Consider the following 23,528-nt stretch of genomic DNA (forward strand, 5'->3'; position numbering starts at 1 on the left):
AGCGCTTCAAAAAAAGAAATAGCTCAGAAGGAGTCTCAGCGCGCGTCTGAACGCGCGTGGTGGGCGTCTGCGGCACGCACAGCGTCTGTGAACCCGCGAATCAGGGCGGGGTCTTTGATGCCTTTGGCCGACTCCACGCCAGAACTCACGTCCACCGCCAGCGACAAGCCGCGGTCACGCAAGGCATGCAGGCCGTCTGTCACGTTGGCAGCGTTGAGTCCACCAGACAAGACGAGGTGAGCGTTGACGTTTTGAGGAAGCTGTGACCAATTGAATGCCTTGCCGCCACCGCCGTAACCGTCGACATGCGCGTCGAGCAGCACCGCTTGGGCGTCTTTGTAATCGTGGGCATATTTTAATAGGTCGAACGGGGCTTCGCCCTGGGCTGGTTCAAGGGGAATGCGGGCGGCCCGAATCCAGCGTCGTCCTAGTCGCTGTGCAATCTGGCGACATTGTTCGGGCGTTTCATCGCCATGAAATTGCAGCCAGGCACCCGGCACACGCAAACAGGCTTGTGCGATGGCCTCGGACGTCTCGTTGACAAACAGCAGCACGGGCGTGACAAAGGCTGGCAAGCGTTGCGCCAACACGGCGGCACGTTCAGCGGTGACAGCGCGTGCGCTGGGTGGGTACAGCACAAAGCCCACGGCATCGACGCCGGCTGCCACCACAGCGTCGACGTCTTGCTCGCGGGTCAGGCCACAAATTTTGATGCGGGTGCGGTTCATGGCAAACCATCATACGCAGGCGCCCCGTTGGGCAAGCCCCAATGGGCGTCGTACTGCGGTCCTAAAAAGTACAAGCCGTCAGGGCTGAACGTGCGGCTGGCAGCGTCGCGACTGCGCGCGGCCAGCACCTCGGCCATCCATTCGGGTGGGTGCGTGCCTTCGCCAATCGGAATCAAACAACCCATGAGGTTGCGGATCATGTGGTGCAAGAACGCATTGGCTTCAAACTCAAAACGCCAATACGCGGAGTGGGGTTGCGTGCTGCGTCTCGTGATGCGGATACTGCGCAGCGTTTTGACGGGGCTCAACGCTTGGCAGCTGGAGGCGCGAAACGAGGTGAAGTCGTGTTCGCCCAGCAGGTACTCAGCAGCTTGCTCCATCGCTTCCAAGTTGAGTGGGCGGTACACCCATCCCACCCGGCCTACGTCCACGCTGGGGCGTACAGGAGACTCCAGCAGCACATAGGCATAGCGGCGTGAAATGGCGCTGCCTCTGCTGTGAAAACTATCGGGTACCACCTGAGCCCACTGAATGGCAATATCGAGTGGCAAAAAACTGTTGGTGCCACGCACCCACGAGTACGGGTCGCGTTCTAACTCGGTGTCAAAGTGAATCACCTGCATCAAGCCATGCACCCCTGAATCGGTGCGACCTGCGCACAAGGTTTGAACACGGGTGGTGGTGAATTTTTGCAGCGCTGCTTCGAGGCGGTCTTGCACGGTTTTGCCTGAGAGCTGGCTTTGCCAGCCTTCGTAGGCCTGGCCGTTGTAGCTCAAGCCCATGGCGATACGCATGGGCTTTAGCCTCGCTCAGCCAGCCACTGCTTGGCGCGAGCTTGCACCTCGCCTTTGGCTTCGTTGGCGACTTCTTCCATCAGCGCGCGGCTGGTGTGCAACTGGCCAAGTTGCCAGAGCTCTTGCGCCAAATCCATGCGCACTTGGAACGGGTTGTCTGGCGTGGTGGGTTCGTCCAGGTCCAGAGAAATGTCCGGAATGTCCATCGTGGGACGTGCCGGTTGCGCTTGGGGCGTGACTGGTTTTTCTGCCGCAGCTTGCGTGGGGGCTGCTTCATCGGCGCTGGTGCTTGGCGCCATGCTGGGAGCCACTTGCGGCGCCAAGTCGTTGGCGTGGGGCAAGTCCAGATCGAACTTCACATTCAATGGCGGCAAGCCCTGAATGTTGTCACCCTGTTGGCGGTTGGCACGACGACTCCACAGACTGGCCAAAACCAGCAGGGCAATCAAACTGCCCGCACTCACTGGGGCCAGGGGGTGGTGGGTGAGTTGCCCCAGCCAGTCTTGGGCATTCGAGGCGGCACTGGCTGGAAGATCTGTTTCTAATGCGGCAGAGGCACCCGCTACCGTGGCTGTGGCCGCGGCGATCTTGCCCAATTCGGCAATGTTGCGCCCCATCTCTGCGGCACGGCTGGCGACTTCTTGCGCTTGGCGTTGTTGGGCTAATTTGTCTTCCACGCCACCTTGGGTGGGCTTGGTCAGCGTCAGCTTGTCTTCTTTGGCACTGGCCTTTTTGTTTTGCACACTTGCTTCGAGCTTGCCAGTGCTGTCGCGGCTGGCTATAGGCGCTGTGCCGCCCGGGGCGCGGGCTGCCAATTCAGCGCGATACGCCTGAAAGTTGGCAGTTTGCACTTGTATTTCTTTGCGTGCTTCTTCGCGTGACACCGCCTTGGCATCTTGCTCCGACGGCATGTTCAGCAACGAGCCCGATTTCAACCGGTTCACGTTGGCGTTCACAAATGCATCGGGATTGCTGCGCAACATGGCCACCAACATCTGGTCCAACGAGACGTCGGTCGGTTTGTTGCGTGCCGCCAGATCGCCTGCGGTGTCGCCGCGTTTGACCTTGATCGAGGCGGACCCACTGCCTACGACCGTGGGTGAGCTAGGCCCGTTTTGGCGGCCATCGTCCATTGACAAACTCACCGCACGCAGCAAGCGGCCATTGGCCCAACGCAAATCCAGCAACACGTCGAGGAAGTTGCTGGTCACCGTTTGCTGGCTGGTGATGGCCAGGTAAGGTCGCCCGTTGCTGCGCTTGAGCAGCTTGACCTGAATCTCCAAGGCCGCACCATGGCTGGTAGGGATCTCCAGTTTGGTGGCCTTGTACACCTCAAGGCCAGCCAAAGCAGCTTGAAAATTCACTTGTTCTGCGGCCGTCATGTCCGCAATGTCAATCTCGGCCTTGAGGGCTTCGCCTTGTTTGGACTGCACCACAGGACGACTCAAAGTGAGTGCCTGCGCACTGCCAAGTAGTGTTAAAGAGAGGGCCGCCCACAACGCCGTGCGTTGGAACAGGGTAGATGCAGGGCGGAGGTCTCGGGTCATGTCCAGAATGGTAGCGGGTTTATTTCAACGTTCCAGCAGGATGCGCAACATGCGACGCAGCGGCTCGGCAGCGCCCCACAACAATTGGTCGCCGACGGTGAAGGCACCCAGGTAGTCGTTGCCCATGGCCAGCTTGTGCAAGCGACCCACAGGCACGGTCAGGGTGCCGGTCACGGCGGCGGGTGTGAGGTCACGCTCGGAAATCTCGCGTTGGTTGGGCACCACTTTCACCCAGTCGTTGGCTTGGGCCAAGATCGACTCGATCTCGTCCATGGGCACATCTTTTTTGAGCTTGATGGTCAGGCCTTGCGAGTGGCAGCGCATGGCGCCAATGCGCACGCACAAGCCGTCAATCGGAATGCTGCCCGCACTGCGGAAAGCAGGCTTGCCCAAAATCTTGTTGCATTCGGCGCCGCCTTTCCACTCTTCCTTGCTTTGGCCATGCTCAACAGGGACATCGATCCATGGAATCAAGCTGCCAGCCAGCGCCGTGTTGCGGAAGTTCTTGGTGGGGAAAGAGGCATCGCGCATGGTGGCGGCCACTTTGCGGTCGATGTCCAAAATAGCAGAAGAAGGGTTGGCCAATTCGGTTTTCACCGCATCGTGCAGCGCACCCATTTGCGACAACAGCTCACGCATGTTTTGCGCGCCAGCACCCGAGGCCGCTTGGTAAGTCATGGCACTGACCCACTCAATCATGTCGTGCTTGAACAACCCGCCCATGGCCATCAACATCAGGCTCACGGTGCAATTGCCGCCGATCCAGTTTTTGCCGCCTTGCGCCAAGGCGCTGTCGATCACATCGCGGTTCACAGGGTCCAGCACGATCACGGCGTCATCGGCCATGCGCAGCGATGACGCAGCGTCAATCCAATGGCCCGTCCAGCCTGCGGCACGCAACTTTGGATACACCTCTTTGGTGTAGTCGCCGCCTTGACAGGTCAAGATGATGTCGCAGCGCTTGAGCGCCGTGATGTCATTGGCGTCTTGCAGCAGGATTTCGTTTTTGGCAAAGGAGGGCGCTGGGCCACCCGCGTTCGAGGTGGAGAAGAACAGGGGCTCAATCAGCTCAAAGTCTTTTTCCTGAGCCATGCGGTCCATCAAGACCGAGCCAACCATGCCGCGCCAACCGACTAAACCTACTAACTTGCTCATTTCAACGCCTTTTCAAAGATAGAAAACAGTGCCAGACCAGACTGTTTGCCCGGCTCGTCTGGCCGGGGGGCGCACGACGGACCGGAGCTGAATCAGCCCTGAATGGTCGTGGTTTTGGGGGTGAATGCACGCGTGCCAACAGCAGCCTTGGCGGCTGTTGTTGAGTTCAGAGTGACGAACAAGCAGGCGTGAAACATGGCACTCATTGTATCGGATGGTGGCTTTGTGCTGGCTGACAAAAGACTGGCAGCTAAGGCAGCAAGGCCGCGCCACGTCGTGTGGCGATGACTTCTTCGGTGTGACGTCCCCAAACACAAAGAGCGCCATCGGCGCTCTTTGTGTTTGAGTTTGTGCAGATTTTTATACCAAAGCTTTCACCACGGCGTCACCCATTTGCGAAGTGCCCACCTTGGTGGTCCCTGCGCTGTAAATGTCGGGTGTGCGCAGGCCTTGAGCCAGCACCGCCTTGACGGCCGTTTCAATGCGGTCTGCGGCTTCAGCTTGGTTCAAGCTGAAGCGCAGCATCATGGCCGCGCTCAAAATGGTGGCCAAGGGGTTGGCCACGCCTTTACCCGCGATGTCGGGCGCACTGCCATGGCTGGGTTCATACAGGCCTTGGTTCTTTGAGTTCAAAGAGGCGGAAGGCAACATGCCAATTGAGCCCGTCAACATCGACGCCTCATCGCTCAAGATGTCGCCAAACATATTGCCCGTCACCACCACGTCAAAACGTTTAGGCTCTTTCACCAATTGCATGGCTGCGTTGTCCACGTACATGTGGTCCAGCGCAATGTCGGGGTACTCTTTGCCGACTTCGCTCACCACATCTTTCCAGAACTGGAAGGTTTCCAACACGTTGGCTTTGTCCACGCTGGTCACGCGGCCTTCGCTGCCCGATGCTTTGCGCTTGCGTGCGGCTTGGAAAGCCACATGGGCAATGCGCTCAATTTCGGGTTTGCTGTAGCGCATGGTGTCAAACGCTTCTTCGGCACCCGGAAAGTGACCATCGGTGGCCACGCGGCGGCCACGGGGTTGACCAAAGTAAATGTCGCCCGTCAGCTCGCGGATGATCAAGATATCCAGGCCCGAAATCAGCTCAGGTTTCAAACTGGATGCGCCGACCAATTGCTCGTAGCAAATGGCAGGGCGGAAATTGGCAAACAGCCCCAAGTTCTTGCGCAAACCCAAAATGGCTTGCTCAGGGCGCAGCGGGCGGTCCAACGTGTCGTATTTCCAGTCGCCCACAGCACCAAACAAAATGGCATCGGCCTCTTTGGCCAGCTTCAAGGTGCTGTCGGGCAGCGGGTGGCCGTGGGCGTCAAATGCAGCACCACCCACCAGGGCGGTTTCGGTTTCAAACTTCAAGTCAAGAACGTTGAGAACTTTGACCGCTTCTGCGACGATTTCGGTGCCAATGCCATCACCTGGCAAGACTGCGATTTTCATGAATCTTCTTTCTTGTGTTTAAGCAGTGTGTGCCAACCAGGGCTTGGTGGCCAGGCGTTGTGCTTCAAAGGCCTTGATCTTGTCGGCTTGACGCAAAGTCAAGCCGATGTCGTCAAAGCCGTTGAGCAAGCAGTACTTGCGGAAAGCCTGCACTTCAAACGGAATGGTTTCGCCTTGGGGGCGCACCACCACTTGACGCTCCAGATCGATGGTCAACTCAAAACCGGGGAAAGCCAGTGCTTCGTTGAACAAAGCATCCACCGTGCTCTCAGGCAGCACGATGGGCAACAAGCCGTTTTTGAAACAGTTGTTGAAAAAGATGTCGGCAAAGCTGGGTGCAATCACGCAGCGAAAACCGTACTGGTCCAGAGCCCAAGGCGCGTGTTCACGTGACGAACCGCAGCCAAAGTTTTTACGTGCCAACAAGATCGAGGCACCTTGGTAGCGCGGTTGGTTCAACACAAAGTCAGGGTTGGGCTTGCGGCTGGCGGGGTCTTGACCGGGCTCGCCGTGGTCCAAGTAACGCCATTCGTCAAACAGGTTGGGGCCAAAGCCGGTCTTGCGAATCGACTTCAAGAATTGTTTGGGGATGATGGCGTCGGTGTCCACGTTCTCGCGGTCCATCGGGGCCACCAGGCCTTTGTGAGGTGTGAATTTCTGCATTATTTTTTCGTCGCTGCGTTTTCAATCGCCGTGCCGGCTTTTTGCACATCCTGCCCCATGCCTTTGACGGTGTTGCAAGCACTCAAGCTGGCGCTGGCAAGCAAGGCCAGGCAGACCCAGAAAAATTTGGTGGTGTTCATCAACGTACTCCCTTGAGGTTCAAGCAAACTTGCGCACGTCCACAAAGTGGCCGTGAATTGCTGCGGCAGCAGCCATGGCAGGGCTGACCAAGTGGGTGCGCCCACCTGCGCCTTGACGGCCTTCGAAGTTGCGGTTGCTGGTCGATGCACAGCGTTCGCCTGGCTCTAAGCGGTCGGCGTTCATGGCCAAACACATCGAGCAACCGGGTTCACGCCACTCAAAGCCAGCGGCCTTGAAAATTTCGTGCAGCCCTTCACGCTCGGCCTGTTCTTTCACCAAGCCAGAGCCTGGTACCACCAAGGCCTGTTTGACGTTCTTGGCCACTTTCTGTCCCAGCTTCTTGACCACTGCTGCTGCTTCACGCATGTCTTCGATGCGGCTGTTGGTGCACGAACCGATGAACACTTTGTCCACAAAAATATCGTTGATGGCCTTGCCTGGCGTGAGGTTCATGTAGGTCAAGGCACGCTCGATGGCGCTGCGCTTGTTGGCGTCTTTTTCTTTGTCCGGGTCTGGCACGCGGTCTTCGATAGACAGCACCATCTCGGGGGAGGTGCCCCAGGTCACTTGCGGCAAGATTTGGGTGGCATCGAGTTCCACCACCGCGTCAAACTTGGCGTCGGTGTCGGAATGCAAGGTCTTCCAGTAAGACACGGCGTTGTCCCACTCGACACCGCCCACAAACTGGCCGGTGGCCTTGTCGGTGCCAGGCGACAGCAAGCGGCCTTTGACGTAGTCAATGGTTTTGTCGTCCACGGCCACCAAGCCAGCGCGTGCGCCGCCTTCAATGGCCATGTTGCACAAGGTCATGCGACCTTCCATGCTCAAACCGCGAATTGCTGAACCGGCAAACTCAATCGTGTAGCCCGTGCCGCCTGCGGTGCCGATCTTGCCAATGATGGCCAGCACCACGTCTTTGGCCGTCACGCCTTTGGCCAAAGCACCGTCAACTTTGATCAACATGTTCTTAGCTTTTTTGGCCAGCAGCGTTTGCGTGGCCATGACGTGTTCGACTTCTGAGGTACCAATGCCGTGGGCCAATGCGCCAAACGCACCGTGGGTGGAGGTGTGGCTGTCGCCGCACACCACGGTCATGCCGGGCAAGGTGGCGCCGTTCTCTGGGCCAATCACGTGCACGATGCCTTGACGCTTGGACATGAACGGGAAGAACGCTGCCGCGCCAAAAGCTGAGATATTGCTATCCAGTGTGGTGATTTGTTCTTTGCTGATGGGGTCTGTGATGCCGTCATAACCCAGCTCCCAGCCCGTGGTCGGGGTGTTGTGGTCGGCTGTGGCCACGATCGAGCTGACGCGCCACACCTTGCGACCGGCTTCGCGCAGGCCTTCAAAAGCTTGTGGGCTGGTCACTTCGTGCACCAAATGGCGGTCAATGTAGAGGATGGCGGTGCCGTCTTCTTCGGTATGGACGACGTGCTCGTCCCAAATCTTGTCGTACAGGGTGCGTCCCATGAGTCTTCCTTTGGTACAGACTCTCATTTTAGGCCGATGGATCCACACAAACGGCGCGAGGTTTTTATCTGCCCTGATCGATCATGAACGCAGCACAGGCACAGCAAACCACAGGGCTGGCGCCGCCATCAAGCCCTTGCCGTTGCACATGAGCGCTGTCATCTGCACGACAAAGCCCGGGGGGCGTGGGCCCTGGAGGCAAGAAAAAACCTGTCTTTGCGCAGTTTTAGGCCATTCTTTCGCTGGACTCAGCGCAAAATAGGGGGGCTGTCAGTTTCGAGGCCTTGCTTTGGACTGTGCCTGCACATCCCCACACTCATCAAGGAATCTCCATGGCTGAACAAGCTGCATTGACAAACAACCTGGTCATCGGCGAGGGCGTCACTTTTAACGGGACCATCGTGGCACCAGGGAAAGTTTTGATCAATGGCTCGGTCAGCGGCGAGCTCCAAGCCGACGACTTGCAGATTGGCAAGAACGGCAAAGTCACGGGCAAAGTGCAGGCTCGTGAAATTGATGTGCATGGTGAACTCAACGAAGACATCAATTGCAAAGAGCACATCCTCATCCACAGCACCGGCAAAGTCACTGGTAGCCTGGAATATTCAGAGCTTGAAATTCAACGCGGCGGCCGTTTCCACGGCGACATGAAGCAAAAATAAGTTCTGGAGGTGTATCTGGGGGCTCTCAAGCGCCCAGTGTAATCAAGTCTTGCGCATGCAGGCTGCTGGCGCGTGCTTCCAGCCAAGTCAAGATATTGGCCTGCCAACGGCCGCGCGCACTGGGTGCACACAACAACGTGTATTCCAAATGCGCAATTCCCCCTCGTTTGCGTTTGAAGTCTCCGGCCCCGGAGCTGTAATTGAGCACCAGCTGGTGATCTTGTGTGTGCTGCAAGATCGCCGCAAAGAGCAAGCGATAGAGCCCCTTCACCTCTGACGTCATGTCATACCCCAGCGCAGGAACGGTCAACGTTCTCCCCACTTGGTAAAGCATGGCGAAGGCCAAAATTTGACCCGCATCGTTTTTCAGCAACAAGGCTTGCATGACCTGTGCGCCGAGCGTGTCTGCAAAAAACTGGGTGGTGTACTGGGCATTCAATGGACTGTGCTTGTCGATGTAAATCGACAGGTACAAGTCATGCAAGCGCGTAGCTTCTGTGTTCGAGACGTGGGACGCCACATGCGTTTGCAAACCTGAGCGTTTCAAAGCGGTGCGATCTCGCATCACATGCGACGGTTTAGTCTTCAGCCCGTTGCGCAAGTCAAACTCGTACACCACCCGTGCGGGTATGGCGCGGAAGCCTTGGCGGCGCAGTTGCGTCATCAACGCCTGGTGGTGTTGATGTTGTAAATTACGCACGCCTACAAAACTGTGCGGGTGTGTTGCCACCACTTCCTCACATGTTTGGTTGAACTTTTCCAGCTGCGCATCTGTCCAGACATTGGTCGAGATCGGCAAGTTGCCCACCAACACCACGTCATCCAAACCCATCCACTGCGCCAGACGGCCCGCCGTACGTAGCCCGCAAGCGGCCCACCATCGTTCGTGCAACTCGTGGGCTGCGTAGTCAAACCAGCCGCTGCGCAATGAGGTGATGTAGCTGGTGTTGGGGCTGCGTCGTGCATGGGCACACGTCATGGGCACGTGCGTGGCTTCATGCCAGCACAGGTCAGCGCTGGCGTTGTGCATCCAGATATCCAGGGATTCGCGGGGCCAAGCGTGTGTCATGCGGCTTGTAAGCGGTACAGATGGAAAGCACCGTAAATGCCAGAGCGGTCTTGTGGCCCCAGCGTGTCGCAGGCAGCACCATCACGCAGCCATTGGCCTTGCAGCGAGCCAGTGAGGCAACCCTCCACTGGCGATTGCAGTCCTGCGGTTCTGAAAATGACCCGTGCCCCCGGCTTGGCTGCACGGGTGATCTCAGTCCACAAGGCGGTGATCTCATCGTTGGACATCCAGTCTTGCGCGTCCAGCAGTACCACTGCATCAAGGGACAGCGGTCCCATGCGTGCAATGACGTCACGGATATTGCTTTGCTCGATCGTGAGTTTGTCGATGTTGGCTTTGAGCTGAGCATGGTGCTCGCGCATCAAATAGGGTGGCAGGGCGCTCTTGCCCGTGACGTCGTAGCGACGACCAAACGCTTGCCAAGCAAAGTAGTTGTCTTTGATGGGTACCACGGTGGCCAATTTGCGTGCGCGCTCTTTGAGCACCTGCGACATGTTCTGCGGTTGTTGCTCGCACAAGGCATGGTGCTGGCTAGGCGGAATGCCCAGGTTGTACAAAGCGAAGGGACTGCTGCAAATCTTGGACATCAATTTGGAGTCGAAAATTTTTGCCACCTTGGCATCGAACCAAGCTGCTTGATCTGCCACCGTGGGCTGCTTCAGCAACTCATCCAGATGAACGCCATGCAGCCTGGCTCCCCAGTGGATGATGCCAATCAACTGACCCAGCAAACCGTATTTGTAAAAGCCTTTCGCGTACATGCGGATACGGCGAAAGCCAATCGGCCCGCCTTCCCAGTACTGCCGACTGTCAGCATCCAAACGTGGGGCAATCACATTTTTATAAACACGCACATTGCTGGAAGCCTGGCCTATCCCGAAAAAGTGAAAAAACTCTTCATACCCAGCGAGTGTGCGCACGCCGGTAATTTTGAGTTTCACCAAAGACACATGGGCGTGGTTCAAATCCACGGCCGTCACTTTGGCCGGATTGGCCAGCAAGTAAGACAAGGCGTTGCATCCTCCCGAAGCAATCGTCACCAGATGGTCGTCGGGCTTCAGTTGCAGCGCTTGCATGTCGACCACCGGGTCCTCCCAAATCTGGGTGTAGACCAATTGCCGAAACCACATGGCGAAGATTCGCTCTTTGAGAGTTGCTTTGGACTTGTGACCGTACACCGCATTGCTGAGCAGTTGTTTGGAGCGGTCGGCGTTGGCGGTGGGCAAGACTTGTGTGAATTCCATACGTTCCTTCAAATAAACCCCGCCATCGTCTTTGCTTTGGATGAACACTTGATGATGAAATGGTGATGTTTTGATGGCTGTCGCGTGACGCTGTTGTCACATATTCGTCTCACAATCCACCTATGAGAATCTTTCATATCCATTCCCAGGCCGTCGTGGAGACCGCTGAACTGTCTGGTGCCATGCCAGAGCACGGCTTTGTGTGGATGGCTTTTGCGCGCCGCGAATTCGAGGTTTTGCAGCAAGCCATTCAAACGACGCTGGAGCACATGTGCGGTGCGCAAATCGTCGATTTGCATGTCTCAGACGTGCTCAACAACCAATTGCCTTCGCATTACGACTACACCTCGGATTACCACCTGATGGTGTTTCGTCGCCTGGCTGCAGGACAAACAGAGTCTGACTTGTCACGGCCTGGGGCCATCTTGCACCGATCGCGTGAAAAAGGTGGTCCGCCTGTGCTGCACCGCATCGACACCAGCCCGGTCGCTTTTGTCGTCTTTGACCGTGTGGTGGTCACCGTGCATCCCACCGACTGTGCGGTACGCGACAGCTTTGCGGCACGTCTGCTCCACACGGCGCAATCGTCGCTGAACCAGCAGGCCAACCGCATGCCCATGAGCCCGCCCGACTTGATGCTGCGTGTCATCAGTCAAATGGTGGATGGCTACTTGAACCTGCGCCGCGAACTGACCCGCCAACTCGACCATTGGCAGACCGAACTGATCAACCCCAACACCCGCTTCAACAACTGGAGTGCTTTGTTGGATGCACGTTTGTCATTGCATCATTTGGATGAAATTTGTGAAGACCAACGCGCCGCCATCCAAGATTGGATTGATGCCCTGGATGCAGTCAGCGAGCCCCACGCCGAGCATGTGCGCTCGTTTGAGTTACTCAAGGTGCGCAGCCGCGATGTGTTGGAGCACATTGAGCGCGTGGTCCACCATGTGCGTCGTTTAGAGCAAAGTGCCGAGACAGCGGTGCAAATGCACTTCAACGCGCAAAGCAACCGTACCAACGACATCATGCGCACGCTCACCGTGTTGACGGCCATCTTTTTGCCCCTGAATCTGATCACCGGCTTCTTTGGCATGAACTTCGAGAATTTCCCCATCCTCCATGACGCGCAAGGCCTGTGGTGGACCTTGGTCAGCATGGGGCTTTTGGCAGTGGTGCTGGTGGTCTTTTTCTGGCGCAAACGCTACTTGGGGCGCAGCAGCTGAACGTGCCTGGGCGTCAATACTTTTCGGGTACCACCATGTCGTCTGGAACAGGGTGGCGTATGTAGTCGGGGTTGCGTACCCGAGCAGGCATTTGCACTTCGTCATGCGCAATCTCGTGGTAGCTGAATTGGCCCAGCAAGTGATCAATGCAGTTCAACCGCGCCCGCTTTTTGTCCACCGCTTGCACCACCCACCAAGGTGCTTCTGGAATGTGCGTGCGTTCAATCATGGTTTCCTTGGCACGGGTGTAGTCTTCCCAGCGTCGGCGGCTCTCCAGATCCATTGGGCTGAGCTTCCACTGTTTGAGTGGGTCATGAATACGGCCTAAAAAGCGGGCGTGCTGTTCGTCATCGGTGATCGAGAACCAGTACTTGATCAGCGTGATGCCACTGCGAGCCAACATTTTTTCAAACTCTGGCACGGTGCGGAAAAATTCTTCGTACTCGTCGTCGTTGCAAAAGCCCATTACCCGTTCCACGCCTGCGCGGTTGTACCAACTGCGGTCAAACAGCACAATTTCACCCGCTGCGGGCAAATGCGCCACATAGCGTTGAAAGTACCACTGCGTGCGTTCGCGGTCGTTGGGCGCGGGCAGGGCGGCCACCCGACAGACGCGCGGGTTGAGACGTTGCGTGATGCGCTTGATCACGCCGCCTTTTCCTGCGGCGTCACGTCCTTCAAACAAGATCACCACGCGCTGGCGTGTGGCCACGACCCAGTCTTGCAACTTCACCAATTCGCCTTGCAAACGCAACAACTCGCGAAAGTAAACCGCTCGGTTGACTTTGTCTTGCGCGTGAAGGGGGTGTGCGTTTTCGTCAGAGCCATCTTCGAATGACATCTCCAACTCTTCGTCGATCGAATCCAAGATGTCTTCGCGCAAGCGGCGTATTTGTTCGTCGTCTAAAGCGGTATCAGGTTGGGTCATGCAAGTACTTCCTTTGACAGAAATCATCCCCAAGCTGTGTGGCAACTTCATGACAGACTGTCACCGCAATTTCACAATCGACGGCTAGAGTCGCGCTCAATTTCGCAATCTGCTGACTTTGAGGTGCCATTATTTTTCGGTCTGTTCTTCGCGTCGTCAGCCTACTTTTTCTGATGTTGACTGCTTCGGGTTGCGTCGTCCGTCCTTACTTGGTGGACGAGGCCGCCACGGCCTTATCCACACAAGCACAGTCACCCGAAGATGACTTGGTGTTGGCCCGTGAGGCCAGCGCTTTTTACCTCAAAATTTCTGAATCCGTGCTGCGTGAAGTACCTGGCAATTTGCCATTGGCAACAGCGGTGGCTGGTGGCTTTACTCAGTACGCCTATGCTTTTGTCGCGTTAGAGGCCGACAAGCGCGAGTTGCAAGACGCAGCGTCTGCCCAACAACTGCGCGAGCGCGCTGCGCGGCTGTATGCACGCGCGCACCGCCACGCCATGGCTGCACTCGAAGCCTCCTCTCCCGGATTCACCCAGTCCTTGGCACGCAGCGACCTTCGTCAAAGCCTGCGTCTGACGTCAGCCCAAGTGCCGGTGGCTTATTGGGCTGCCGCGTCGTGGGGTGGGTGGATTGCTTTGTCCAAAGACAACCCAGACATCGTGGCCGACTTGCCTGTGGCCATTCACCTCGCGCGCTTGGCATGGCTCAAGCAACCCGATTTCGCGCAAGGTGCGTTGGCCAGTTTGATGGGCAGCTTCGAGGCTTCACGTCCTGGCGGTTCAGTGGCCCAAGCGGCCATTTACTTTGACCAAGCCGTGACCGCCAGCGCCGGCCAAAGTGCGGGCGTGTATGTGGCACAGGCCGAGAGTTTGGCTTTGCCACTCGGTGATCGCGCCCAATTTGAAGCGTTGTTGCAGCGCGCCTTACAGGTTGCGGCGCTTGAACGCAATCTGCAAAACGACATCATGCGTGAGCGCGCCTTGTGGTTGCTGGGCATGGTGGACGATCTTTTCTGAAAGCCTTGTGTGTCTCCTTTCATTTCCTTTGTTTTGGCCTGTTTACTTGCGCTGAGCGCGGCCCATGGCTACGCCGCTGAAAAACTCTTACGCATCGGCACGCTGGCTCCCAAAAACTCGCTCTACCACCGGCAATTGTTGGAAGTGGGCGAGGCCTGGCGCGCCGCCCAAGGGGGTGGTGCCAAATACGTGGTTTTTCCTGATGGCAGCCAAGGTGGTGAGGCCGAATTGGCGCGACGCATGCGCATTGGCCAATTACAGGGTGCTTTGTTGTCGGTGGTGGGCTTGCATGAAATTGAGCCTTCCATCAGTGCCTTACAAGCCATGCCCTTGCTGTTTAAAAATTGGGACGAGGTGGACTACGTGCGCGAAAGAATGCGTCCCGCCATGGAGAAAAAGTTCCTCGACAAAGGCTTCGTGGTGTTGGCCTGGGGCGACGCGGGCTGGGTTCGCTTCTTTTCCAAAGAGGCGGCTTTCAAGCCCGATGATTACAAGAAGATGAAGTTTTTTGCTTGGGGCGGTGAGGCCGATCAGCAAGAGATCATGAAAAGCCTGGGTTACACCCCAGTGCCCTTGGAAACCAGCGACATCTTGCCTGCCATCCAGACCGGCATGATCCATGTGGTGCCTTCTACGCCTTACTTTGCACTCGCCAGCCAGGTCTACACCATGGCCCCCAACATGCTCGAAATCAATTGGGCTCCCATCGTTGGCGCTTTGGTCGTGACGAAAAAAGCCTGGGACGAGATGTCGCCCGCCACGCAAGACGTGGTGCGTGTCGCTGGCGAAAAAGCGGGCACGCAAATTCGCAGCAAAGCACGTCTTGAGGTTGAAGAGGCCGTCGACGCCATGAAAAAGCGTGGCCTCACCGTCAACCGTCCCAACGCCGAGCAAATGCGTGAATGGAATGAGTTGGCTGACAAGCTCTATTCCCGCATACGTGGCACCCTGGTGCCTGCCGACACCTTTGACGAAGTCATGCGTCACCTCAAAACCTATCGTTCAACGAAGGCCAAGTGATGTGGCGGCATGGTCGCTTGGATGAATCCTTGGCCTGTGTGGCCTTGGTGTTCATGGCCTTGATTCCTTTACTGGAGATATTGGCGCGTCCCATGCTGGGCAAGGGCATCGAAAACGCGCCGATCTTGGTGCAGCATTTAGGGCTGTGGATGGCCATGTGCGGCGCCTTGGTGGCTGAACGCCGTGGCCACCTCTCTAATTTGGGGGCCTTGTTTGCGGGCAAACAAAGACTCGCACATGCCAGTGCCGCGGTGGTGTGCGGCATGTTGGCGTGGGCGAGTTGGCAGCTGGTGGCCAGTGAGCGAGAGGCCAGTCAGCCCTTGGCCTATGCCCTGCCTGTGTGGTGGGTTCAAGTGGTCATGCCCATGGGCTTTGCCGCGCTGGGTGTCAAGCTGGCCATGCGAGGTGTGACTTCCGAGACCTGGCGCTGGTTCTATGCCTTGGTCTGGCCCTTGTTGGGATGGCTGATGGCGCGTGCGTTCGATGGGCAAACACTGCCACTGTGGCCTGCCGCTTTGGGACTGCTCTTTATCTTGCTGTGCGGTGCCCCCATTTTTGCGGTGCTGGGTGGCTTGGCCCTGGCCTTATTTTGGCAAGACGGCCTGCCTTTGGCCTCGGTGGCTTTGTCGCATTACCAAATCACGGTTAACCCGTCTTTGCCGGCCTTGCCTTTGTTCACTTTGGCGGGTTTGGTGTTTGCACGCACGGGGGCTGCGCAACGTTTGGGGGCGGTGTTCATGGCCTTGTTTGGCGGTGGTGTCACAGGCTCTGTGGTGGCTGCTGCGGTGTTGTGTTCGTGCTTCACCGCGTTCACGGGTGGCAGCGGCGTGACCATCTTGGCCTTGGGGGGCTTACTTTTGCCGCTGCTGCGCAATGCAGGTTATCCAGAGGCCAAAGGCATCAGCTTGGTCACCAGTGCCAGTGCTTTGGGTGTGTTGCTGGCGCCATCGGTGCCACTCATCATGTACGCCATCATGGCGCGCGTTCCCATCAACACCATGTTCTTGGCGGGCTTGGTGCCTGCGCTTGTGATGGTGGGGTGTTTGTTGGTGTTTGGCGGTTACTTGAAGCAGCCCCTTGGGGCACCGCTCCCCCCTGACAGCTCACGCACCGTGCCCAATCGTCGGTCACTGCGAGCGGTGTGTTGGATGGCCAAATGGGAAATCTTGGCACCCGCAGTAGCCATTGGGTCTTTGGCCAGCGGCTTGGCGACGCCCACCGAAAGCGCTGCGTTGACGGCTCTGTACGCCGTGGTTACCCAAGCCCTCGCGCACCGCGAGCTGGGCTGGCGCTTGCTCGGTTCTTGTTTGTCAGAGTGCGCACAAATCATTGGTGGCGTGATGCTGATCTTGGGCATGGCCCTGGGGCTGACCAACTACTTGGTGGATGCAGGCATTCCTGATCTCGCTGTCGATTGGGTGCAAGCCGTCACACAAAACAAGTGGGTGTTTTTGCTGGCGCTGAATGTGTTTTTGTTATTGGCTGGCGCTTTGATGGAAATTTATGCTGCCATCGTGGTGCTTGTGCCTTTGTTGCTGCCTTTGGCGCAGAGCTACGGCATAGACCCTGTGCACTTCGGCATTATTTTCTTGGCGAATATGGAAATGGGTTTTCTGTGTCCGCCTGCTGGCATGAACATCTACTTCGCCTCGGCAGTCTTCCAAAAGCCTTTGCGCCGTGTCGCGTTGTCAGTGCTACCCGCATTGGGTGCCATTTTTATCGGCACCTTGCTCATTTCTTGGGTCCCTGCCTTGACGCTGGGTATGTCTGATTTGCTCAGCGCGCGGATGCGCTGAGCGCTTCGAGCTGTGTGCTCACGCTGCGATGCGACAAATGCGCCAATGTTCGGCGTGAGTGCCCCTGTGGTGAGAGGGGAGCGCCGATGTGCAGGCTCACGGTGATCGAGGGCGCGCACATCACCTTGTGCAGCGACGCCACAAAGCCAATCTCCCCTACAAACGCTGCCACTTGGCAGTGTGCCCCTGTGGCTTCGTTGATGTAGCGCAGAGCGATCGGTTGCACCTCCACGCCGCGGTCAATTGCCGCTTCAAACAAATTGGCATGAAACAAACGCACCTCATGGCCTTCGCTGCTCGTGCCCTCTGGAAACCCAGCTACCCGATAGCCGCGTGTCAATGCATCGGTCACGTCCTGCACCATCTTGCGCGCAGAGCTGGGCGAGCCACGATCCACAAACACCACCTCGCATGCTTGGGCAATCGCGCCCACGACGGGCCAGGCACGCACTTCTTTTTTCGCCACGAACACGCTGGGTTGCAGCGACTGAATCACCAACACATCTAGCCAAGACACATGGTTGGCCACCAGCAACTGAGGCGTGTTGTTGGGTGATGTGTGTTCAAGCCCTGCGTTCAGACGCACGTTCACGCCCATGATGCGCAGCGTGCGTTGCGACCAGTTTTGAATCTCGGTCAACTTCTCGTCACGGTCCAAGCTCGGAAAGCGAACCCACAAGATCCAAAAAGCTTGCACAAAGGAACAAAGGAGGCGGGCGTACTTGGTCAACATAGTGGCTACCAAGCTTAGGTGTGCTGTGTGACAAATCGGTGAAGGCTCTGGTGGCTTGTCACCAAATCTTCATCGTTTCGTCTTGGTTGCGTCACGTGAGGTTTCAAAAATCAGGTCATCAGAAATCACAGACTTCAACCTATCTCAACGACACAAGGACGCCAGATGAAAGAACTTCCCAACCCCACCATGCCGTTGTCGATGATCGATTTGCCCAGGGGGTCACTTCATCGACACGATCTTGAAACTCAAAAAACTCCTGTCTCGCCGCAAGCCGACAAAGACCGTGGCGGTTTGATCGTTCAGTGGGCCAAGCACCAAGACGAGGTGCGTGAGGCCCAGCGCTTGCGCTACAGCGTCTTCGCCACCGAAATGGGCGCACGCTTGAAAGATAGCATCCCCGGCCACGACATCGATTTGTTCGATGACTTTTGTGAGCACCTCATCATCCGTGACGATGTGAGCCAACAAGTTGTTGGCACTTACCGTGTGCTCACCCCCGCGCAAGCCAAACGCATTGGCAGCACCTACTCTGATTTGGAATTTGACTTGACCCGTTTGCGTACCTACCGCGAACGCATGGTCGAACTCGGTCGCAGCTGCGTGCATCCAGCGCACCGCCATGGTGGCGTGATCATGGCCTTGTGGGGTGCCCTGGCCGAGTTCATGGTGCGCAACAAGCTCGACGTCATGATTGGCTGTGCCAGCATTCCCATGCTGCATCAAGGTGTGGTCAGCGGTGAAGTGGCCGCCAGCATTTGGCACCAACTCAAACACACCCATTTGGCCGACATCGAATACCAGGTGCGTCCTCGTTTGGCCCTGCCTTTGGATAACTGGGAAGTCAGCACAGCGTTTGAACCCCCTGCGTTGATCAAAGGCTATTTGCGTCTGGGAGCCAAAGTGTTGGGCGCACCGGCCTGGGACCCCGACTTCAACACCGCCGACTTGCCCATGCTGATGAAGATCAACGACATGCCAGCACGCTATCGCAAACATTTCTTGGGTGCTTGATGCACTACCGCGCCGTCTTTATTTCTGATTTGCATTTGGGCACACCTGGCTGCCAGGCCGATGCCTTGCTAGATTTTTTGAAAGAGCACACCAGCGACTATTTGTATTTGGTGGGTGACATCGTGGACGGTTGGCAGTTGCGCCGTAAATGGTATTGGCCGCAGGCGCACAACGACGTGATCCAAAAGCTGCTGCGCAAAGCGCGCAAAGGCTGCCGCGTGGTGTACGTGCCCGGCAACCATGACGAGTTCGCACGTCATTTTTTAGGCCATCAATTTGGCGGCATCGTGGTCAACGATGAAGCGGTTCACCAGATGCGCGATGGCCGCAAGTTGTGGGTCATCCATGGGGACTACTTTGATGCTGTGGTGCAACAAGCCAAGTGGCTGGCCTATGTGGGAGACCACTTGTACGAATTCACCCTCAAGCTCAACCGCTACCTCAACAACCTCAGAGGTCGCTTAGGTCTGCCGTATTGGTCCTTGTCGGCGTACCTCAAGCACAAGGTCAAAAAAGCCTTGAACTACGTCACTGACTTTGAAAATGCCGTGGCCCATGAGGCCGCCAAAAAAGGGTACCAAGGGGTGGTGTGCGGGCACATCCACCGTGCAGAAATCCGCGACGTCAACGGTGTGCTCTATTGCAACGATGGCGATTGGGTGGAAAGCCGCAGCGCCTTGGTAGAAACTGTCAGTGGACAGCTCGAACTGTTGCACTGGCGTGCCCACATGCCAGCCAGCAACGCACCTGTGATGAAGGTCGCATGAAGATCGCACTCATCACCGATGCTTGGCGTCCACAAATCAATGGTGTGGTCACCACCTTGGTGGAACTGGTGGACCAACTGCGTGGTGCGGGTCACACCGTCGAAGTGATCCATCCCGGCTTGTTCACCACCCGTCCTTGCCCTGGCTATGCTGGCATCGACTTGGCCGTGCGCCCCTACGCGGGCGTCAAACAGCGTTTGGATGCGTTCGTGCCGGAGGCTATCCATATCGCCACCGAAGGCCCATTGGGCTGGGCTGCACGGCGCTATTGCTTGCGGCATCACTTGCCTTTCACCACGGCCTACCACACCCGTTTTCCTGAAATCCTCAAGGCCGCATTGCGCGTGCCTTTGTGGGCGGGCTACGCCTTGTTTCGGCACTTTCACCGCCCCTCGTCAGGTGTGATGGTGCCCACACAGGGCGTGATGCGCTTGCTGGACGGCAAAGGCTTCAGAAAACTGCGCACTTGGACCCACGGCGTCGATACCCAGTTGTTTGAGTTTTCGCCGCAAGCACGCAACCACGACCTGTTGTCTGGTCTGAAACGCCCCATTGCCTTGTATGTGGGGCGTGTGTCGTATGAGAAAAATATCGATGCTTTTCTGGACATGCCTTGGCATGGCAGCAAAGTGGTGTGTGGCGTGGGTCCGTTAGAGCTTGCGCTGAAGTCACGCTACGACGGTGTGCGTTGGTTAGGTGTGTTGTCACGTGACGTGTTGGCGGGCGTCTATGCCGCCGCCGATGTGTTCACCTTTCCAAGCCGTCACGAAACCTTTGGCCTGGTGATGCTCGAAGCCATGGCATGCGGCACACCTGTTGCCGCTTATCCGGTGGATGGCCCCTTGGAGGTCTTGCCTGAACATGACCAGCCGCCATTCAAGCGTCGTGGCGGTGTATTGGCCGATGACCTGGCACAAGCCAGTCTTGAAGCTTTGCATGTGCCGCGCGCACAAGCGAGGTTGCAGGCCTTGGATTTCAGCTGGGAACAGGCGACACGCTTGTTTGAAAACAACTTGGTGGCCTTTGTCCCACCCTGAGATCGAAGCATTTGTATAATTTGAAAAAACAAAAAAACAAAAAAACAAAAAAACAAAAAAACAAAAAAACAAAAAAACAAAAAAACAAAAAAACAAAAAAACATTTTTTAACTAATAAAAGTAACTATTTAATATTAATATTCGGCTCAGACATTTCTACAGTCAGGGCCTAACATGAATCACATTTACAGCATCATTTGGAACGCAGCGACGGGCGTTTGGCAAAGCGTTTGCGAACTGGCCAAAGGGCAGGGCAAAACAAAGTCAAGTGTCTGTCAACCTATTAGTTCACGGGGAGCCCATGCGGTTTTGCGGCGAACCCTTGTCAGTGTGAGTCTGGGCTTGGCCTTTGGCCACAGCGCCGTGGCTCAGTTGCCCAGCGGGGCCAATGTGGTGGCTGGCAGTGCCACCATTCAACAAAACGGCGCGGTGATGACCATCACCCAAAGCTCGGACAAGCTGGCCACCAACTGGCAAAGTTTCAGCATCGGCCAGGGCAATACCGTCAAATTTGTGCAGCCCTCTGCCAGCTCTGTGGCCTTGAACCGTGTGCTGGGCTCTGACGTTTCCACCATCCAAGGCGCTTTGAATGCCAACGGTCAGGTGTTTCTGATCAACCCCAATGGCGTCATCTTTACCCCGTCAGCTCAGGTCAATGTGGGGGGCTTGGTGGCCTCTACTTTGGCCTTGAGCACGGAAGACTTCCTCAAAGGCAACTACAGCTTTGGTGGCAGCAGTGGCAACGCCATCGTCAACCAAGGCAACATCAAAGTCATTGGCGACGGCGCAAATGGTGGGGGGCAAGTGGCTTTGATTGCCGCCAAAATCACCAACACGGGTCGCATTGACGCACCGCGGGGTCAGGTTCTTTTAGGCGCAGGCAGTGCCGTCACGCTCGATTTAGGCGGCCCCGTCAAAATTCAAGTCACCCAAGGGGCTATTGACGCACTCATTACCCAAGGCGGTGCCATTCAAGCCGACGGTGGCTTGATTTACCTGACTGCCAAAGCGGCAGGCAGCTTGGTTTCAACCGTCATCAACCACACCGGAACCAGCCAGGCCCAAACCTTGGTCAGTGGTGAGCAAGGTGCCATCTACCTCATGGGCGGCATGGACCATGACCGCATTGTGGTGGCAGGCACCCTGGATGCCAGTGCGCCCTCCGCTGGCACCCATGGCGGCTTTGTTGAAACCAGCGCAGCACAAGTCAGTACGGTGGATGGCCTGAAGGTCTCTACCTTGGCCAGTCAAGGGGGCACCAGCGGTACTTGGTTGATTGATCCGTATAACTACACCATTGACAGCACAGCCGCCAGCACACTTGCCACAGCACTGGGATTAGGTAGTGTGATCATCACAACGGACAGTGATGTGGCAGCCTATGGCTCCAACGGAAACTCTGCCAGCAGTGGCAACATCAGCGTCAACAGTGCATTGACTTGGGGCGCAAACACCACCCTCACGCTCAACGCCTACAACAACATCTACGTCAACGCCAACATCAGTGCTACAGGTAGCAGCGGCAAATTGGCACTCAAGTACGGGCAAGGCAGCACCACTGGCACCATTGACAGCACTGCAGCCAACTACTACGTTGCCACAGGCAAATCCATCAGCTTGGGCGCTGGGAGCAACTTCAGCACCCAATTGGGGAGCGATACCAATAACCTCAAGACTTACACCGTTGTCACTAGTTTGGGCGCGCAAGGGGATCAAACCGTTAGCGCGAAATACACGCTGCAAGGCTTGGCCAATTCAGGCAATCTGGCAGGTAACTATGCCCTAGGTGCCGACATTGATGCCACAGCAACATCAGCTTGGAACCTTAGTTCAGGTGTTTATCAAGGCTTTTCTTCGATTGGCAGCTCGACGACCAACTTCACGGGGTACTTCGCTGGCTTGGGTCATACCATCACCGGACTGACCGTCAATCGCTCAAACAATGTGGGCTTGTTTCACACGGTGGGTGCTGCAGGGGTCATACGTGATGTGGGGCTATTTAGTGGAGCAGCTACAGCCACGACAACGGCCTTCAGTGCCAATGCCGGTGGTTTGGTCGGGTACAACTACGGCTCTATCAGCAACGCTTACAACACAGGCAGCGTGACGGTTACGAATCTTTCTGCCAGCAATTCCAATTACACAGGCGGTTTGGTTGGGTACAACAGTGGCTCCATCACAAACAGCTACGCATCCGGCAATGTCAGCAGCAATGGCTCATACATTGGAGGTTTGGTGGGAAAGACTGACGGAACCATTACCAACAGCTATGCAACCAGCAATGTGACGGGGGCAGCAGGGGTCAGCCAGCGAGTGGGTGGTTTGGTGGGAGACAGCTCCACAACCATCAGCAACAACTACGCGACTGGTGTTGTGAAAGGTTGGAAATATGTAGGGGGTTTGCTTGGGTTTAGTAGCACCAACGCTTCAACTTCATCTTTCGGATATGTCACCAACAGCTATGCTACTGGCGCAGTCAATGGTGTTTACACGGCTAGCACCAACGACAGCGCACGCATCGGGGGGCTTATCGGTCTTGCCCAAGGCGTCAGCTACAGTTATTCAACAGGCAATGTGACAGGGCAGAGTGGGCAAATAGGGTCGTTAGTTGGAAGTACGACTACTTCAATCATCAACAGCTATGCCTCGGGCTCCGTCAACGCTAGTACGGCCACGTCTTTATATGGTCCCCTCGGACTTGTGGACTCATCCAGCAAGGTACTGACAGCCACCCAACTCAAGACTTCAAGCAACTTCAACAGCTGGCATTTCACCAACACCTGGACCACCCAAAACAACAACACGGCCCCGTTGCTGCGCTCTTTCATGACGAGCTTAGACCTTAGCAGCAGCGTTTCACAAACCTACAACGGCATCAGTTACAGCATTACCGACTTCATTGGCGCAGCAAAGGGCGTGACAGCCAGCTTGTTGTTGTACGCAGGGACCAGCCAAACACTCAAAAACGCAAACAGTTACACCATCAATCCAACACAGCTTTACTCCACTCAGCAGGGGTACTTGATCAGTACCAGTGGCACTAGTTCATTGACGTTGCATATCAGCAAAGCC

Annotated in this window: 21 protein-coding genes and 1 pseudogene; 10 read left to right on the forward strand and 12 right to left on the reverse strand. The window is 56.5% G+C overall.

Annotated elements, in window-relative coordinates:
• Nucleotides 1-35 precede the first annotated feature (35 nt).
• The 8 genes from B9Z39_RS12660 to leuC form a co-directional block, all read right to left on the reverse strand.
• Nucleotides 36-728: a phosphoribosylanthranilate isomerase gene (locus B9Z39_RS12660; RefSeq protein ID WP_100146469.1), complete on the reverse strand. Its 693-nt coding sequence runs from the start codon at nucleotides 726-728 to the stop codon at nucleotides 36-38.
• The gene (truA, locus tag B9Z39_RS12665) at nucleotides 725-1,522 is read right to left on the reverse strand and encodes a tRNA pseudouridine(38-40) synthase TruA (protein ID WP_108301952.1); all 798 of its coding nucleotides are present in this window, start codon (nucleotides 1,520-1,522) and stop codon (nucleotides 725-727) included. Before truA ends, B9Z39_RS12660 begins: the two co-directional genes overlap by 4 nt.
• Nucleotides 1,523-1,527: 5 nt before the next feature.
• Complete coding sequence (locus B9Z39_RS12670) at nucleotides 1,528-3,069, reverse strand: FimV family protein (protein ID WP_108301953.1); 1,542 nt, start codon at nucleotides 3,067-3,069, stop codon at nucleotides 1,528-1,530.
• 24 nt (nucleotides 3,070-3,093) lie between these two features.
• Nucleotides 3,094-4,224 (reverse strand): aspartate-semialdehyde dehydrogenase, encoded by a 1,131-nt coding sequence (gene asd, locus B9Z39_RS12675; RefSeq protein WP_108301954.1) that lies wholly within the window; start codon nucleotides 4,222-4,224, stop codon nucleotides 3,094-3,096.
• 360 nt (nucleotides 4,225-4,584) lie between these two features.
• Nucleotides 4,585-5,670 (reverse strand): 3-isopropylmalate dehydrogenase, encoded by a 1,086-nt coding sequence (gene leuB / locus B9Z39_RS12680; RefSeq protein ID WP_100146473.1) that lies wholly within the window; start codon nucleotides 5,668-5,670, stop codon nucleotides 4,585-4,587.
• A gap of 18 nt (nucleotides 5,671-5,688) precedes the next feature.
• Nucleotides 5,689-6,333: a 3-isopropylmalate dehydratase small subunit gene (leuD, locus tag B9Z39_RS12685; protein WP_100146474.1), complete on the reverse strand. Its 645-nt coding sequence runs from the start codon at nucleotides 6,331-6,333 to the stop codon at nucleotides 5,689-5,691.
• Complete coding sequence (locus B9Z39_RS12690) at nucleotides 6,333-6,473, reverse strand: entericidin A/B family lipoprotein (protein ID WP_100146475.1); 141 nt, start codon at nucleotides 6,471-6,473, stop codon at nucleotides 6,333-6,335. The genes leuD and B9Z39_RS12690 overlap by 1 nt, the downstream gene beginning before the upstream one ends.
• A 19-nt stretch (nucleotides 6,474-6,492) precedes the next feature.
• The gene (gene leuC, locus B9Z39_RS12695; protein ID WP_100146476.1) at nucleotides 6,493-7,944 is read right to left on the reverse strand and encodes a 3-isopropylmalate dehydratase large subunit; all 1,452 of its coding nucleotides are present in this window, start codon (nucleotides 7,942-7,944) and stop codon (nucleotides 6,493-6,495) included.
• Between the two features lie 332 nt (nucleotides 7,945-8,276).
• Between leuC and B9Z39_RS12700 the strand changes: the two genes are divergently transcribed.
• Nucleotides 8,277-8,606, forward strand: coding sequence for a polymer-forming cytoskeletal protein (locus B9Z39_RS12700; protein ID WP_100146477.1), 330 nt, complete (start codon nucleotides 8,277-8,279; stop codon nucleotides 8,604-8,606).
• A 25-nt stretch (nucleotides 8,607-8,631) separates the two neighbouring features.
• Here B9Z39_RS12700 and B9Z39_RS12705 read toward each other — a convergent pair whose 3' ends face one another.
• Both B9Z39_RS12705 and B9Z39_RS12710 read right to left on the reverse strand, forming a co-directional pair.
• The gene (locus B9Z39_RS12705; protein ID WP_108301955.1) at nucleotides 8,632-9,675 is read right to left on the reverse strand and encodes a GNAT family N-acetyltransferase; all 1,044 of its coding nucleotides are present in this window, start codon (nucleotides 9,673-9,675) and stop codon (nucleotides 8,632-8,634) included.
• A complete protein-coding gene (locus B9Z39_RS12710; RefSeq protein ID WP_108301977.1) occupies nucleotides 9,672-10,919 on the reverse strand; it encodes a DUF3419 family protein in 1,248 nt (415 codons plus the stop codon). Before B9Z39_RS12710 ends, B9Z39_RS12705 begins: the two co-directional genes overlap by 4 nt.
• Nucleotides 10,920-11,041: 122 nt before the next feature.
• Between B9Z39_RS12710 and B9Z39_RS12715 the strand changes: the two genes are divergently transcribed.
• Nucleotides 11,042-12,145 (forward strand): magnesium transporter CorA family protein, encoded by a 1,104-nt coding sequence (locus B9Z39_RS12715; protein ID WP_108301956.1) that lies wholly within the window; start codon nucleotides 11,042-11,044, stop codon nucleotides 12,143-12,145.
• Nucleotides 12,146-12,158: 13 nt separating this feature from the next.
• Here B9Z39_RS12715 and ppk2 read toward each other — a convergent pair whose 3' ends face one another.
• Nucleotides 12,159-13,073, reverse strand: coding sequence for a polyphosphate kinase 2 (gene ppk2, locus B9Z39_RS12720; protein WP_108301957.1), 915 nt, complete (start codon nucleotides 13,071-13,073; stop codon nucleotides 12,159-12,161).
• 173 nt (nucleotides 13,074-13,246) lie between these two features.
• On the opposite strand from ppk2, the gene B9Z39_RS12725 reads away from it, so the two are divergent.
• From B9Z39_RS12725 to B9Z39_RS12735, 3 genes are read left to right on the forward strand one after another with little or no spacing between them, the layout of a single operon-like run.
• A complete protein-coding gene (locus B9Z39_RS12725) occupies nucleotides 13,247-14,089 on the forward strand; it encodes a TRAP transporter TatT component family protein (RefSeq protein WP_108301958.1) in 843 nt (280 codons plus the stop codon).
• Between the two features lie 9 nt (nucleotides 14,090-14,098).
• Nucleotides 14,099-15,109: a TRAP transporter substrate-binding protein DctP gene (dctP, locus tag B9Z39_RS12730; protein WP_108301959.1), complete on the forward strand. Its 1,011-nt coding sequence runs from the start codon at nucleotides 14,099-14,101 to the stop codon at nucleotides 15,107-15,109.
• Nucleotides 15,109-16,905: a TRAP transporter large permease subunit gene (locus B9Z39_RS12735; protein WP_108301960.1), complete on the forward strand. Its 1,797-nt coding sequence runs from the start codon at nucleotides 15,109-15,111 to the stop codon at nucleotides 16,903-16,905. The genes dctP and B9Z39_RS12735 overlap by 1 nt, the downstream gene beginning before the upstream one ends.
• Here the strand turns inward: B9Z39_RS12735 and B9Z39_RS12740 are convergent.
• Complete coding sequence (locus B9Z39_RS12740; RefSeq protein WP_158269500.1) at nucleotides 16,886-17,602, reverse strand: 1-acyl-sn-glycerol-3-phosphate acyltransferase; 717 nt, start codon at nucleotides 17,600-17,602, stop codon at nucleotides 16,886-16,888. The two genes, B9Z39_RS12735 and B9Z39_RS12740, sit on opposite strands and share 20 nt — an antisense overlap.
• A gap of 201 nt (nucleotides 17,603-17,803) precedes the next feature.
• On the opposite strand from B9Z39_RS12740, the gene B9Z39_RS12745 reads away from it, so the two are divergent.
• The 5 genes and pseudogenes from B9Z39_RS12745 to B9Z39_RS12765 form a co-directional block, all read left to right on the forward strand.
• Nucleotides 17,804-18,652: a GNAT family N-acetyltransferase gene (locus tag B9Z39_RS12745; protein ID WP_108301962.1), complete on the forward strand. Its 849-nt coding sequence runs from the start codon at nucleotides 17,804-17,806 to the stop codon at nucleotides 18,650-18,652.
• Nucleotides 18,652-19,419 carry a UDP-2,3-diacylglucosamine diphosphatase gene (locus B9Z39_RS12750; protein WP_100147559.1) on the forward strand — a complete coding sequence of 256 codons (768 nt, stop codon included), beginning with the start codon at nucleotides 18,652-18,654 and terminating at the stop codon, nucleotides 19,417-19,419. The genes B9Z39_RS12745 and B9Z39_RS12750 overlap by 1 nt, the downstream gene beginning before the upstream one ends.
• Nucleotides 19,416-20,456, forward strand: a complete 1,041-nt coding sequence (locus B9Z39_RS12755) for a glycosyltransferase family 1 protein (RefSeq protein WP_108301963.1) — start codon at nucleotides 19,416-19,418, stop codon at nucleotides 20,454-20,456. Before B9Z39_RS12750 ends, B9Z39_RS12755 begins: the two co-directional genes overlap by 4 nt.
• A 174-nt stretch (nucleotides 20,457-20,630) precedes the next feature.
• Nucleotides 20,631-20,753 (forward strand): annotated as a pseudogene (locus B9Z39_RS17280) (ESPR domain-containing protein); the annotation flags it as partial.
• 33 nt (nucleotides 20,754-20,786) lie between these two features.
• A partial coding sequence (locus tag B9Z39_RS12765; protein ID WP_233248999.1) for a filamentous hemagglutinin N-terminal domain-containing protein occupies nucleotides 20,787-23,528 on the forward strand: 2,742 nt, incomplete at its 3' end.

Source organism: Limnohabitans sp. JirII-29, from assembly GCF_003063395.1.
GTDB lineage: Bacteria > Pseudomonadota > Gammaproteobacteria > Burkholderiales > Burkholderiaceae_C > Limnohabitans.

What these genes read in the sequence shown, in the direction of transcription:
- B9Z39_RS12660 (WP_100146469.1), bottom strand. Translation starts at nt 728, where the DNA reads ATGAACCGCACCCGCATCAAAATTTGTGGCCTGACCCGCGAGCAAGAC.
- truA (WP_108301952.1), bottom strand. Translation starts at nt 1,522, where the DNA reads ATGCGTATCGCCATGGGCTTGAGCTACAACGGCCAGGCCTACGAAGGC.
- B9Z39_RS12670 (WP_108301953.1), bottom strand. Translation starts at nt 3,069, where the DNA reads ATGACCCGAGACCTCCGCCCTGCATCTACCCTGTTCCAACGCACGGCG.
- asd (WP_108301954.1), bottom strand. Translation starts at nt 4,224, where the DNA reads ATGAGCAAGTTAGTAGGTTTAGTCGGTTGGCGCGGCATGGTTGGCTCG.
- leuB (WP_100146473.1), bottom strand. Translation starts at nt 5,670, where the DNA reads ATGAAAATCGCAGTCTTGCCAGGTGATGGCATTGGCACCGAAATCGTC.
- leuD (WP_100146474.1), bottom strand. Translation starts at nt 6,333, where the DNA reads ATGCAGAAATTCACACCTCACAAAGGCCTGGTGGCCCCGATGGACCGC.
- B9Z39_RS12690 (WP_100146475.1), bottom strand. Translation starts at nt 6,473, where the DNA reads ATGAACACCACCAAATTTTTCTGGGTCTGCCTGGCCTTGCTTGCCAGC.
- leuC (WP_100146476.1), bottom strand. Translation starts at nt 7,944, where the DNA reads ATGGGACGCACCCTGTACGACAAGATTTGGGACGAGCACGTCGTCCAT.
- B9Z39_RS12700 (WP_100146477.1), top strand. Translation starts at nt 8,277, where the DNA reads ATGGCTGAACAAGCTGCATTGACAAACAACCTGGTCATCGGCGAGGGC.
- B9Z39_RS12705 (WP_108301955.1), bottom strand. Translation starts at nt 9,675, where the DNA reads ATGACACACGCTTGGCCCCGCGAATCCCTGGATATCTGGATGCACAAC.
- B9Z39_RS12710 (WP_108301977.1), bottom strand. Translation starts at nt 10,919, where the DNA reads ATGGAATTCACACAAGTCTTGCCCACCGCCAACGCCGACCGCTCCAAA.
- B9Z39_RS12715 (WP_108301956.1), top strand. Translation starts at nt 11,042, where the DNA reads ATGAGAATCTTTCATATCCATTCCCAGGCCGTCGTGGAGACCGCTGAA.
- ppk2 (WP_108301957.1), bottom strand. Translation starts at nt 13,073, where the DNA reads ATGACCCAACCTGATACCGCTTTAGACGACGAACAAATACGCCGCTTG.
- B9Z39_RS12725 (WP_108301958.1), top strand. Translation starts at nt 13,247, where the DNA reads ATGTTGACTGCTTCGGGTTGCGTCGTCCGTCCTTACTTGGTGGACGAG.
- B9Z39_RS12735 (WP_108301960.1), top strand. Translation starts at nt 15,109, where the DNA reads ATGTGGCGGCATGGTCGCTTGGATGAATCCTTGGCCTGTGTGGCCTTG.
- B9Z39_RS12745 (WP_108301962.1), top strand. Translation starts at nt 17,804, where the DNA reads ATGAAAGAACTTCCCAACCCCACCATGCCGTTGTCGATGATCGATTTG.
- B9Z39_RS12750 (WP_100147559.1), top strand. Translation starts at nt 18,652, where the DNA reads ATGCACTACCGCGCCGTCTTTATTTCTGATTTGCATTTGGGCACACCT.
- B9Z39_RS12755 (WP_108301963.1), top strand. Translation starts at nt 19,416, where the DNA reads ATGAAGATCGCACTCATCACCGATGCTTGGCGTCCACAAATCAATGGT.